This is a genomic window from Streptomyces sclerotialus, assembly GCF_040907265.1.
In the GTDB taxonomy this organism is placed as follows: domain Bacteria; phylum Actinomycetota; class Actinomycetes; order Streptomycetales; family Streptomycetaceae; genus Streptomyces; species Streptomyces sclerotialus.
Genome location: NZ_JBFOHP010000002.1, coordinates 6155876 through 6168302 on the forward strand (window position 1 = coordinate 6155876; position 12427 = coordinate 6168302).

Here is a 12427-nt window from a genome sequence, read left to right on the forward strand (position 1 = left end):
GTCGGCGCGCCGCCTACTCCGTAGGCCTCCGCATCGACAGCAGGTCCTCCAGCTGCTCCTCCCGCGCCTGCGCCGCGACGAACAGCAGCTCGTCGCCGGCCTCCAGCGCGTCCTCCTTGTTCGGCGTGAGCACCCGCGTCCCGCGGATGATCGTCACCAGCGAGGTGTCCTCGGGCCACTCCACGTCGCCCACCTGGGTGCCCGCCAGCGCCGCCTCCGGGGGCAGCGTCAGCTCGACGAGGTTGGCGTCGCCGTGGCTGAAGCGCAGCAGCCGTACGAGGTCGCCGACGCTCACCGCCTCCTCGACCAGCGCGGACATCAGGCGCGGCGTGGAGACCGCCACGTCGACGCCCCAGGCCTCGTTGAAGAGCCACTCGTTCTTGGGGTTGTTGACGCGGGCGACCACCCGCGGCACCCCGTACTCGGTCTTGGCCAGCAGCGAGACGACGAGGTTGACCTTGTCGTCACCGGTCGCCGCGATGACGACGTTGCACCGCTGCAGCGCCGCCTCGTCCAGCGAGGTGATCTCGCACGCGTCGGCCAGCAGCCACTCGGCCTGCGGCACCCGCTCCACCGAGATCGCCGTCGGCGCCTTGTCGATGAGCAGGATCTCGTGGCCGTTCTCCAGGAGCTCGCCCGCGATGGAACGTCCCACGGCTCCCGCACCAGCGATCGCGACCCTCATGCGCCTGCCTCCTCGGGCCCCTCGGCGAACGCCGCCTCGACCTTCTCCACCTCGTCGGTGCGCATCATCACGTGCACCAGATCGCCTTCCTGCAGGACGGTCTGCGAGGTCGGCAGTATCGCCTCACCCAGCCGGGTGAGGAACGCGACCCGTACGCCGGTCTCCTCCTGGAGGCGGCTGACCTTGTGGCCGACCCAGGACGCGTCGATGTGCACCTCGGCGAGCTGCACACCGCCGCTGGGATCCCGCCACAGCGGCTCGGCGCCCGAGGGCAGCAGCCGGCGCAGCATCTGGTCCGCCGTCCAGCGGACGGTCGCCACGGTCGGGATGCCCAGGCGCTGGTAGACCTCGGCGCGGCGCGGGTCGTAGATGCGGGCCGCGACGTTCTCCACGCCGAACATCTCGCGGGCCACCCGGGCGGCGATGATGTTGGAGTTGTCGCCGCTGCTGACCGCGGCGAACGCACCGGCCTCCTCGATGCCCGCCTCGCGCAGCGTGTCCTGGTCGAAGCCGACGCCGGTCACCCGGCGGCCGCCGAAGGAGGAGCCCAGCCGCCGGAAGGCGGTGGGGTCCTGGTCGACCACGGCGATCGTGTGGCCCTGGTTCTCCAGGGTCTGTGCGAGCGCGGATCCCACGCGCCCGCAGCCCATGATGACGATGTGCATCGTCCCGCTTACCCCGCACTCCTCGTAGGCCCGCTGGCCTGCCTCAACACCCTGCTCACAACTTTCTTTCCGGCGTACCGGCCCGTCCGGGGCACCCGGCCCCGGCAACGCCCGGTCACGAGCTTATGCGGCAACGGGGAAGTTGCCCCCGCTGATGTGCGACACCACCGTAACCGGCAGGCCGGACGTACGGACTGCTGCCCTTCCCGGACGTGCCGGCCCCTGTTCAGCGGGGCCCGCCCGGGCTGCCGGCCCGGCCCAGCCGGGTGCCCGCCGGGAAGAAGAAGCGCGCGGGGGAGACGGTGACCGTGCAGCGGGGCTCCGGGCGCTTCAGTTCCGGCAGCCGGCCGGTCCACTCCAGGACGCCGATCCGGCCGGTTCCCAGGCGGCCGGCGAGCCGCCCGCCGAGGTAGGTCCGGTCCTCGCCGATCCGCCCGAAGGCGTTGCCGGGCAGGTACGGCACGGGGAGGCGCCCCCTGACGGGCGGAGCCACGCGGAGGGCCGCGAGCGTCCCGGTGTCGTCGGCGATGCGTACGGTTCCCTCGTCCCAGGTGAAGCGGGCCATCTCCTTCGGGATGCCCCACAGCAGGCGGCCGCCGCGCAGGGATGCCGCCGAGTCCACCCAGATGCGGTGGCAGTACACGCCCACCCGCCGGCCGCGCCGGGCCGGGGAGCCGACCGCGAGCTCGTCGTACCGCAGCGTCCCCTCCTCGTACCGCACGAGCAGCACGGCGAGCGCGTGCCGGCTGCCGAGGGGCGCGAGGTCGGCGGGGAGCGGCAGCGCCTCGCGCGCGGTGAAGAGGGAGAGCCACAGGGTGCCGCGGGCCCGCCAGGGCGGCGCGGGATGGCCGGGCCTTTGGTCCGAAGCGCCGGTGCGGTCGGTCATCGCGAACTCCTTCCGTCAGGGCGGAACGGGCTGACTTGATGATCTTCGAACAGGCATCCTGTTCGACGTGTCCTCACTGTCACCCGTGCCACAGCAGTCCGAACCGAACCCGCCGGCGCCGCACATGGTGGTGTGCGGCGACGACTCACTGGCCCACCGGCTCGCCGTCGAACTCCGCGAGGTCTACCGCCGGCGGGTCACCCTCGTCGTACCCTCCGTACGCGACCCGCACGGCCCCCGCGTCCCCGAACCGGCGCGCGGCGGGCTCGGCCGGGCGAGCGCGCTCTTCGGACGGGTGACCGCGGCCGTGGGCCGTACGGGCACGGCGGACGGCGGGAGACCCGCCGACGGTACGGGCGGGCCGGACGTTCCGGAGGACACCGGGCCGCTCCACGTACTGCAGGCGCCGGAGCCCGACGACGAGACGCTCACCGAAGCCGGGGTGGAGGAGGCCGGTGCGCTGGCCCTCGTCTACGACGACGACGAGACCAACATCCACGCCGCGCTGCGCGCCCGCCGCATGAACCCCCGGCTCCGGCTGGTCATCCGCCTCTACAACCGCCGCCTCGGACAGCACCTGGAGGAGCTGCTGGACCAGGCGGCCGCCGTGGTCTGGTCCGACACCTCCGACATCGACGCCTCCACCACCGTCCTCTCCGACGCCGACACGGTCGCGCCCGCGCTCACCGCCACCGCCGTGGCCGGCACCTCCAAGGTCATCGAGGTCGACGGACTGCTGCTGCGCGCAGTGGAGCACACCCCGGGCGCGGCGGCGTCGCCGCGCGCCGACCGCAGCCTGGCCACCCTCGCCCTGCTCTCCCCCTCCGCCTCGGACGAGGAGGCCCAGGAGGGCGGGCCCGCACCGGCCCCGCCCCCGCCGGGCCGGCACCGGCACGGCGGCCGCCACGGCCACCGGCACCAGGCCGAGGACGACGGGCCCACGCTGCTGCCGGACGACGCCGCGGCCGCGGCGGCCACCGGCCGGGCCACGGTCGCGCTGGAGACCGTCTCCTACCGCGGCCGCAGGCCACCCGCGCGCCGCCTCAACGGCCGCGGCGCCCCGCTCGGCTCGCTGTTCTCGCCGCGGCTGCGCTGGGCCGTCGCCGGCCTGGTCGCCACCGTGCTGACCCTGGCCGTCCTCTCCATGCTGCTCACCGGGGAGCAGCCGATGCATGCCGTCTACCTCTCCCTCCTCGACCTCTTCGCGATCAACGAACCCGCGCTCGACGACCCCATGGCCCGCAAGGTGCTGCAACTGCTGTCCGGCGTCACCGGCCTGCTCCTGCTGCCGGTCCTGGTCGCCGCGGCCCTCGAAGCGCTCGGCACCTTCCGCAACGCCGCCTCGCTGCGCCGCCCGCCGCGCGGCCTCTCCGGGCACGTCGTCCTCCTCGGCCTCGGCAAGGTTGGCACCCGCGTCCTGTCCCGGCTGCGCGAGATGGGCGTCCCGGTCGTCTGCGTGGAGGAGGACCCCGAGGCACGGGGCATCCCGCTGGCCCGCCGGCTGCGGGTGCCGACCGTCCTGGGCGACGCCACCGAGGACGGCGTGCTGGAGGCGGCCGGTATCGCCCGCGCCCGTACCCTCCTCGCCCTGACCAGCGAGGACAGTACGAACCTGGAGGCGTCGCTGTACGCCAGGTCGGTCAAGCCGCAGCTGCGCGTGACGCTGCGCCTCTTCGACGACCGGTTCGCCACCGCCGTCTACCGCACCCTGCGCGCCGCCCACCCCACGGCCGTCACCCGCAGCCGCAGCGTCTCGTTCCTGGCGGCGCCCGCCTTCGCCGGCGCCATGATGGGCCGCCAGATACTCGGCGCCATCCCCGTCGAACGCCGGCTGCTGCTCGTCGCGCATGTGGACGTACGCGGCCAGGCCGAGCTGGTGGGCCGCAAGCCCGAGGACGTGTTCCGGGCCGGCCGGCTGCGCGTGGTGGCCGTGAACAGCGGCGCGTCCCCCGACCCGGCCGAGGACCCGGAGGCCGGGCCGGCCCACGGCGGCCAGGACTGGGAGCCCGCCCGGCTGCTCCGCGACCTGCCGCCCGGCTACGTCCTGCGGCCCCAGGACCGCGTGGTCATCGCCGCCACCCGCGAGGGGCTGGGGGAGCTGCTGGGGCGCCGGCCGTACCCCGCCGGGCACCCGCCGGAGTGAACCGGAGAGAGGCAGAGAGGACCGAAGAGAGCCAGAGAGGTCCGGAGAGAGCCGGAGAAGACCGAAGAGAGCCGGAGAAAACCGAAGAGAGCCGGAGAGGACCGGAGGCAATCTGCCGGGATCCGGCAGGATTGATACCGTCCTGCTGTCCGGGAATCGGCAATCAAAGCCCCGGAGGCGGCCCACGGGGGGCCGGAACGAGCAGCGGCAGGGAGCACGAACACGTGGAGCGCGGCGCAGCGGAACCGCACGGCCTCGGCAGGTACGCCGACCTCCTCGGCGAGGTGTCGCGGACCGGGCGGCTGCCCCGCCGCGAGGAGCTGGACGCCCTGCGTGAGCTGGGGGAACAGGCCGCCGAGGACGGCGTGGGTCTGCGCGAGCTGATCGGCCGCTACCTGGCGGAGACCCGCAGGCTGTGGGGCACGCTGCCCGGCGTGGCGCGGGCCGCCGGGGCCGTCGAGCGGGCCCGTACGGGCGACGCGCTGCTCGCGGCCGTCGAGGCGGCGGTCGCCGCGCTCGGCGAGGGCCATGAGCGGGCGCAGCGCCTCGCGGTCCGGCAGGAGGAGGCAGCCCGCCGCGAATTCGTCGACGACCTGCTCTACGGGCGCAGCGACCTGGGCCGCCTCGCCGAACGGGCCGAGCGCTTCGGGCTGCGGCTGGCGGGGGAGCACGCGGTGGCCGTCGCCGAGGGCCCGGAGCGCTTCGACGACCTGCACCCGGTGGCCCGGCGCGTGGAGCGCGAGCTGCTCGGCCGCTTCGGCGACCGGGACGTGCTGGTCGCCACCAAGGACGGGCGGCTGGTGTGCGTGGCGCCGGGCGGCCGGGACGGCGCCCTGGACGCCTTCGCGACGTACGCGCGTACCGAAGGCCCCGGCGGGCGCGCCGCGCAGCGGGTCGCGCTCGGCCGGCCGCACGCCGGCGCAGGCGGCGTGGTCACCTCGTACGAAGAGGCACTGGGCGCACTGGAGCTCGCGGTCCAGCTGGAGCTGGCAGACCCCGTGCTGTACGCGGCCGACCTGCTGGTCTTCCCCGTCCTGCTGCGGGACCGGGCCGCCATGGCCGACCTCGTGCGCAGCGTGCTGGGGCCGCTGACCGAGGGGCGCGGCGGCGCGCGGCCGCTGCTGGAGACGATCTGGGCCTGCGCGGCGACGGCGTACGTCAACGCCGAGGCGGCCCGCCGGCTCCAGGTCAGCGTGCGCACCCTCTCCTACCGGCTGGCCCGCATCAAGGAGCTGACCGGCTACGACCCGGCCGACGGACTGCAGCGCTACACGCTGGAGACGGCGGCGATGGGCGCGCGCGTACTGGGCTGGCCGGACCGGCCGCTGTGAATCCCCGGGCCGTCCGGTCCGTGTCGGCTCCCCACGCGCCGTCCGGCAGGGCAAGCGCAGGCCGGTACGCCATCAAAAACGCGTAAAGATTGCCGGGAACCGGCAATGTGCCGAGGCCGTGGCGAATGCCACGATCGGGGCGCACCGGCGGGTGTACGGCGGGCGGCGCGGCGTCAGGGGTCCGCGCGCCCCGCAGCGGATCGGATGTCGGCACCCTCCACGGGGGTGAGGGTGCGGACACCCCGCTCGGGGCAGGCAGTTCCGCCTTTCGAGGGGTGCGGAAAAGGTCCGTACGCGGCTGGATCGAGCCGTGGGAACAACGGATTCCGTACCCCCGGAGGGGCCCGTGAGAGCCGTGCGGACCAGTCGGGCGGTGTCCTCCGGCAGCCGCATTACCCCCTCGGGTGGCGGGTGGGCGGCGGCCTTGACGAAGGCTTAGCATCCTCTGCGTGTCCAAACTGACCGACGTGCCCAAACGCATCTTGATCGGGCGCGCACTGCGCAGCGACAAGCTGGGAGAGACCCTTCTCCCGAAGCGCATCGCACTCCCCGTCTTCGCCTCCGACCCGCTCTCCTCCGTGGCGTACGCGCCCGGGGAGGTGCTGCTCGTCCTGTCCGTGGCAGGCGTGTCCGCGTACCACTTCAGCCCGTGGATCGCGCTCGCCGTCGTGGTGCTGATGTTCACGGTCGTGGCGTCGTACCGGCAGAACGTGCACGCGTACCCGAGCGGCGGCGGCGACTACGAGGTGGCCAACACCAACCTCGGCCCCAAGGCGGGGCTCACCGTGGCCAGTGCGCTGTTGGTCGACTACGTCCTCACCGTCGCCGTCTCCATCTCCTCCGGAGTGGAGAACCTGGGGTCGGCGATCCCCTTCGTGGTCGAGCACAAGACGCTCTGCGCCATCACGATGATCGTCCTGCTGACCCTGATGAACCTGCGTGGTGTGAAGGAGTCCGGCAAGCTCTTCGCCATCCCGACGTACATCTTCGTCGTCGGCGTCTTCGCCATGATCATCTGGGGCGCCTTCCGCGGCGTGATCCTCGGCGACTCCATGAAGGCCCCCACCGCCGACTACACCATCCACGCCGAGCAGGGCGGCCTCGCGGGCTTCGCGCTGGTCTTCCTCCTGCTGCGCGCGTTCTCCTCCGGCTGTGCGGCGCTCACCGGCGTCGAGGCGATCTCCAACGGCGTGCCCGCCTTCCGCAAGCCGAAGTCGCGGAACGCCGCCACGACGCTGGCGCTCATGGGCGGCCTGGCCGTCACCATGTTCTGCGGCATCATCGTGCTGGCCATGGTCACCGGCGTGAAGATGGCCGAGAAGCCCGCCACCGACCTGCTGCACAACGGACACCCGGTCGGCTCCGGCTACACCCAGAACCCGGTGATCTCGCAGGTCGCGGCCGCCGTCTTCGGCGACGGCACGCTGCCCTTCATCATCCTGGCCGCCGCCACCGCACTGGTCCTCTTCCTCGCCGCGAACACCGCCTACAACGGCTTCCCGCTGCTCGGCTCGATCCTCGCGCAGGACCGCTACCTGCCGCGCCAGCTGCACACCCGCGGCGACCGGCTCGCGTTCTCCAACGGCATCGTGCTGCTCGCCGGCGCCGCGGTGATACTCGTCTACATCTACGGTGCCGACTCCACGCGCCTGATCCAGCTCTACATCGTGGGCGTCTTCGTCTCCTTCACGCTCAGCCAGATCGGCATGGTCCGGCACTGGAACCGCCACCTGACCACGGAGAAGGAGCCGGCCAAGCGCCGCCGGATGCACCGCTCCCGCGCGATCAACGCGTTCGGCGCCACCTTCACCGGCCTCGTCCTGGTCGTCGTCCTGGTGACGAAGTTCAGCCACGGCGCCTGGGTCGCCCTGCTCGGCATGGTCATCTTCTACGTGACGATGACCGCGATCCGTAAGCACTACGACCGGGTCGCCGAGGAGATCGCCGCGGCCGACTCGCCCGACGACGAGGTCGCCCGCCCCTCCCGCGTGCACTCCATCGTCCTGGTCTCCAAGGTCCACAAGCCGACCCTGCGTGCCCTGAACTACGCCAAGCTGATGCGCTCCGACTCCCTCGAAGCGGTCAGTGTGGACGTCGACCAGGCCGAGACCAGGGCGCTGCGCGAGGAGTGGGAGCGCCGCGGCATCGAGGTCCCGCTGAAGGTCCTGGCCTCCCCCTACCGGGAGATCACCCGCCCCTTCATCGAGTACGTGAAGTCGCTGCGCAAGGAGAGCCCGCGCGACGCGGTCTCCGTCTTCATCCCGGAGTACGTCGTCGGCCACTGGTACGAGCATCTGCTGCACAACCAGTCCGCGCTGCGCCTGAAGGGCCGGCTGCTCTTCACCCCGGGCGTGATGGTCACCTCCGTCCCCTGGCAGCTGGACTCCTCCGAGGCCGCCAAGGTCCGCGCCCGCAAGCGCGCCGAGTGGAACGCGCCCGGCTCGGTCCGCCGCGGCCCGGTCGCCCAGCCGAAGAAGGAGAAGGCGGCCACGAAGAAGTAGGGAGCACGCTCCCCGGTGGTCATGAGGGGGGTACGGCGGGCCGTAGACTAGAAGGCTGTTGTCCGCCGCACCCCCCTTCCGCACTTTCTCTGGAGCTCGCTCGCCATGCCGCAAGAACCGAAGAACCCGCAGGCCGGCACCGAGCGGAAGTCCCTGGTCGGCGAGGAGTACGAGGTCGAGGTCGGCCCCGTGGCGCACGGCGGCCACTGCATCGCCCGCACGGACGAGGGCCAGGTCCTCTTCGTACGCCACGCCCTCCCCGGCGAGCGCGTGATCGCCAAGGTCACCGACGGCGAGGAAGGCGCCCGCTTCCTCCGCACCGACGCGGTACGGATCCTGTCCGCCTCCAAGGACCGCGTCGAGGCCCCCTGCCCCTTCTCCGGCCCCGGCCGCTGCGGCGGCTGCGACTGGCAGCACGCCAAGCCGGGCGCCCAGCGCCGCCTCAAGGGCGAGGTCATCGCCGAACAGCTCCAGCGCCTCGCGGGCCTCACCCCCGAGGAGGCCGGCTGGGACGGCACGGTCGTACCGGCCCCCGGCGACAAGGTCCCCGCCGGCGAGGTCCCGTCCTGGCGCACCCGCGTCCAGTACGCCATCGACGCCGAGGGCCGCGCGGGCCTCCGCAAGCACCGCTCCCACGAGGTCCAGCCCATCGACCGCTGCCTGATCGCCGCCCCCGGCGTCTCGGAACTCGGCATCGAGAAGCGCGAGTGGCCGGGGATCGCCACCGTCGAGGCCATCGCCGCCACCGGCTCGAACGACCGCCAGGTCATCCTCACCCCGAAGCCCGGCGGCCGCCTCCCCCTCGTCGAACTCGACAAGCCGGTCTCGGTCATGCGCGTCGGCGAGAAGGACAAGGGCGTCCACCGCGTCCACGGCCGCCCCTTCGTCCGCGAACGCGCCGCCGACCGCACCTGGCGCGTCGGCAACGGCGGCTTCTGGCAGGTCCACCCGCAGGCCGCCGACCTCCTCGTCGAAGCGGTCATGCGCGGCCTGATGCCCAAGAAGGGCGACATGGCCCTGGACCTCTACTGCGGCGTCGGCCTCTTCGCGGGCGCGCTGGCCGACCGCGTCGGCGACAAGGGCGCCGTCCTCGGCATCGAGTCCGGCAAGCGCGCGGTGGAGGACGCCCGCCACAACCTCGCCGACGACGACCGCGTCCGCATCGAACACGGCAAGGTCGACCAGATCCTCCCCCGTACCGGCATCACCGACGTCGACCTCGTCGTCCTCGACCCGCCCCGCGCCGGCGCCGGCCGCAAGACCGTCGACCACCTCGCCTCCCTCACCCCCCGCCGCATCGCCTACGTCGCCTGCGACCCGGCCGCCCTGGCCCGCGACCTCTCCTACTTCGCCGCGGCCGGCTACGTCCCGAAGCGCCTCCAGGCCTTCGACCTGTTCCCGATGACGCACCATGTGGAGTGCGTGGCGATTCTGGAGCGGGCGAAGCGGGGATGACCTGCGTTTTCTTTGAAATGTTCGGGTCCGACCGGGGCGCTTGACCTGTTTCCCGAAGTGCACCGCGTGGGGCCTCTCGCAGGCTTCCGCTGCGCGTCTCATCTGCGGCTTCGCGCTGCGGTGCGCGGATGAGAAGCGCTGTGCCGCGACCTCGTGAGGGACGAAAAGCCACGTACGAAGAGCCGAGCCGTCCGTACAGTCCCCCATCACACCCACTGCCCCACTGCTCGAGTCGATCGGCCGTCACCGCCGAATCACGGACGGTAGGGTTGAGAGACGATCGCAGCAGACACGGTGATTTCCGCAAGACACGAGCACGAGGGGGAGGGCGACGAGAGGACATGGTGGCGCTGGAGGAGAGTCAGGGGCGTACGCGGGGCCAACGGTCGGTCTTCGAGCGGTATCAGGATGCGGCGGCCGACGCAGGGGAGCTTGATTCCTCTCTGTTCTCCGTGGAGGTCACCGCTGACGGTCGGCCGACCGACATCGAGCGTGAGGAGGCCGAGGAGGAGGTGATCGAGCAGATCACCTCTCCCTTCGATCCCGAGCACATCGACATCGACACCCGGACGACGACTGTCGATCTGCTGCTGTCCCGGCTGCGCAACGAGATGATCGACCTCGCCCCGGACTTCCAGCGCAAGGCGGGCATCTGGACCGATGGCAAGCAGAGCCGTCTCATCGAGTCACTGCTGCTGCGCATCCCCATCCCGTCTTTCTACGCCGCCGAAAAAAAGGACGGCAGTTGGGCCATCGTCGACGGTATCCAGCGCCTCACGTCCATCGCCCGATTCTTGGAGCCGCAGACGGTCGGCGCCGATCCACTGCAGCTGACGGGCCTGGAGTACCTGCGTAACTTCGATGAGGCTGGCTTCGCGGACCTCTCCGGGAAGCTCCAGATCAGACTGCGTGAGACGGAGGTCGTCGTTCACGTCATCCGACGTGGCACACCCGAGCCGGTGATGTTCAACGTCTTCGCGCGCATCAACACCGGAGGCGAACCCCTGACCCGGCAGGAGATTCGGCACGCGCTCATCCCGGGACGGGCCCGCACGCTCCTCGCGGAGCTCGCAGAGACCAAGGAGTTCCAGCAGGCCACCGGTTACAGCGTCGTCGGCGACCGGATGGCCGACCGGGAGATGGTCCTCCGCTTCCTGGCTTTCCGGATGACTTCCCTCCATGCATACAAGCCCGGTGACTTCGACGCGTTCCTCGCCGAGGCGATGCACCAAGTGAACCGTCTCGACAGCGCGGACGAGGACCGGCTGCGGACCGAGTTCGTCACGGCGATGCTCGCGGCCAGGGAGATTTTCGGTCCCCACGCCTTCCGGAAGTACCGCCGAAACCAACAGCGCAAGTCACCCATCAACAAAGCGCTCTTCGAGGCGGTCGCCGTCAATCTCGCGAGCCTCGGCGACAACGATCGTGAGGCGCTGCGGCAGGCCGACGTCCTCGACGCCTTCGCGGAGCTCATGGAGGACGCGGAGTTCGAGCGTGCCATCTCTGTGGGCACTGGAGACGCCAGGAAGGTGCGCAAGCGGTTCGACGCCGTCAGGGAACTGTTCGAGAATGCGCTCAGCGAGGCACGGAGAGACACCGAGCAGTGATCAATCACATCAAGCTGATCAACTTCAAGGCGTTCCGGCGTCTGGAACTTCCCCTCGGCCCGCTGACCCTCCTCACCGGTCTCAATTCCTCGGGCAAGAGCAGCGTTCTGCAGGCACTGGGGTTGCTGCGGCAGTCGTACGAGACCCAGATGCTCATCCGGACCAAACGCGCCGGAGGCGGGTTGCTGCTCAACGGCGATCTCGTGGACCTGGGCACCGCGCAAGACGTCCTGCACGAAGACTTCGGCCCCGTGGAAGAACTCCCCGCCGTCGACGAGCCGCTCGTCGGCTTCGTCATCGAGGAGGACGGCGAGCAACGCACGTGGGCCGCCGCATACGACATTCGTCATCCGGACCGGGACGTCATGCCCCTGGCGGAGAGGTCGGTCCGCTCGCATCTGGCCGAGCAGCCGTTTCAGTACCTGCACGCCGACCGCATCACCCCGGCGGTGACCTACCCGCGCTCCCACCAGATCGCCATCGCGCGCGGGTTCCTCGGCGTGCGAGGCGAGCACACCGTCAACTACCTACGCCACCACACGGAGCAGGACGTGCCCACGGAAGTGCCGGACGGTCCGCTCCGGCATCGCGGTGCCACGTCTCCCCAGCTCCTGGACCAGACGATCGCCTGGATGCAGGAGCTGTGTCCGGGGGTCAACATTGAGACAGACCCCGTCGAAGGCACCGACTCGGTCCGTCTCTCCTACGGCTTCGGCGGCACCGCCGGCATCAACGCCACCCGCCGCCGCCGGCCCACCCACGTGGGCTTCGGTCTGACCTATGCGCTGCCCATCGTCGTCGCCTGCCTCACCGCGACGCCCGAGAGCCTGATTCTGCTGGAGAACCCTGAGGCCCACTTGCACCCGAGGGGGCAGAGCAGGATGGCCGCTTTGCTCTCCGCGGCCGCCGCCACCGGTGCCCAGCTGATCGTCGAGACGCACAGCGACCACGTGCTGAACGGCGTCCGCGTCGCCGTGAAACGCGGCGCTCTTCAGCCGCATGACGCAGTCGTGCACTACTTCCGTGGCAATGGGGCGGGCACCGAGGTCGTCACCCCCCGCATCGACAGGGACGGCATGCTCGAACAATGGCCAGAGGGCTTCTTCGACGAGTGGGAGAACTCGCTCGACCAGCTGCTGGACTGACGGCACGGG

At 71.5% G+C, this 12427-nt stretch carries 9 protein-coding genes; 6 read left to right on the top strand and 3 right to left on the bottom strand.

Annotation, left to right across the window (positions count from 1 at the left end; genetic code table 11):
* Positions 1 to 13 precede the first annotated feature (13 nt).
* From AAC944_RS27225 to AAC944_RS27235, 3 genes are all read right to left on the bottom strand, one after another.
* The gene (locus tag AAC944_RS27225) at positions 14 to 685 is read right to left on the bottom strand and encodes an NAD-binding protein (protein WP_030618579.1); all 672 of its coding nucleotides are present in this window, start codon (positions 683 to 685) and stop codon (positions 14 to 16) included.
* A complete protein-coding gene (locus AAC944_RS27230) occupies positions 682 to 1350 on the bottom strand; it encodes a potassium channel family protein (protein WP_030618576.1) in 669 nt (222 codons plus the stop codon). Before AAC944_RS27230 ends, AAC944_RS27225 begins: the two co-directional genes overlap by 4 nt.
* A gap of 226 nt (positions 1351 to 1576) precedes the next feature.
* On the bottom strand, positions 1577 to 2236 hold the full coding sequence (locus AAC944_RS27235; protein ID WP_051872010.1) for an acetoacetate decarboxylase family protein: 660 nt from the start codon (positions 2234 to 2236) through the stop codon (positions 1577 to 1579).
* A 124-nt stretch (positions 2237 to 2360) separates the two neighbouring features.
* Here AAC944_RS27235 and AAC944_RS27240 point away from each other — a divergent pair, with 124 nt between their 5' ends.
* From AAC944_RS27240 to AAC944_RS27265, 6 genes are all read left to right on the top strand, one after another.
* Positions 2361 to 4379, top strand: coding sequence for an NAD-binding protein (locus AAC944_RS27240; protein ID WP_030618571.1), 2019 nt, complete (start codon positions 2361 to 2363; stop codon positions 4377 to 4379).
* A 224-nt stretch (positions 4380 to 4603) separates the two neighbouring features.
* Positions 4604 to 5710: a PucR family transcriptional regulator gene (locus tag AAC944_RS27245; protein WP_030618568.1), complete on the top strand. Its 1107-nt coding sequence runs from the start codon at positions 4604 to 4606 to the stop codon at positions 5708 to 5710.
* A 449-nt stretch (positions 5711 to 6159) separates the two neighbouring features.
* Positions 6160 to 8211: an APC family permease gene (locus AAC944_RS27250; protein ID WP_030618565.1), complete on the top strand. Its 2052-nt coding sequence runs from the start codon at positions 6160 to 6162 to the stop codon at positions 8209 to 8211.
* Positions 8212 to 8316: 105 nt separating this feature from the next.
* Positions 8317 to 9666, top strand: coding sequence for a class I SAM-dependent RNA methyltransferase (locus AAC944_RS27255; RefSeq protein ID WP_030618561.1), 1350 nt, complete (start codon positions 8317 to 8319; stop codon positions 9664 to 9666).
* Positions 9667 to 10007: 341 nt separating this feature from the next.
* Positions 10008 to 11273 carry a GmrSD restriction endonuclease domain-containing protein gene (locus AAC944_RS27260; RefSeq protein WP_030618558.1) on the top strand — a complete coding sequence of 422 codons (1266 nt, stop codon included), beginning with the start codon at positions 10008 to 10010 and terminating at the stop codon, positions 11271 to 11273.
* Entirely contained in the window at positions 11270 to 12418 is a 1149-nt protein-coding gene (locus AAC944_RS27265; protein ID WP_030618555.1) for an AAA family ATPase, read from the top strand. The genes AAC944_RS27260 and AAC944_RS27265 overlap by 4 nt, the downstream gene beginning before the upstream one ends.
* The last annotated feature ends 9 nt before the right edge of the window (positions 12419 to 12427 follow it).

Excerpts from the sequence above, each read along its gene's own strand:
- AAC944_RS27225 (WP_030618579.1), bottom strand. The coding sequence starts at position 685 with ATGAGGGTCGCGATCGCTGGTGCGGGAGCCGTGGGACGTTCCATCGCG.
- AAC944_RS27230 (WP_030618576.1), bottom strand. The coding sequence starts at position 1,350 with ATGCACATCGTCATCATGGGCTGCGGGCGCGTGGGATCCGCGCTCGCA.
- AAC944_RS27235 (WP_051872010.1), bottom strand. The coding sequence starts at position 2,236 with ATGACCGACCGCACCGGCGCTTCGGACCAAAGGCCCGGCCATCCCGCG.
- AAC944_RS27240 (WP_030618571.1), top strand. The coding sequence starts at position 2,361 with ATGGTGGTGTGCGGCGACGACTCACTGGCCCACCGGCTCGCCGTCGAA.
- AAC944_RS27255 (WP_030618561.1), top strand. The coding sequence starts at position 8,317 with ATGCCGCAAGAACCGAAGAACCCGCAGGCCGGCACCGAGCGGAAGTCC.
- AAC944_RS27260 (WP_030618558.1), top strand. The coding sequence starts at position 10,008 with ATGGTGGCGCTGGAGGAGAGTCAGGGGCGTACGCGGGGCCAACGGTCG.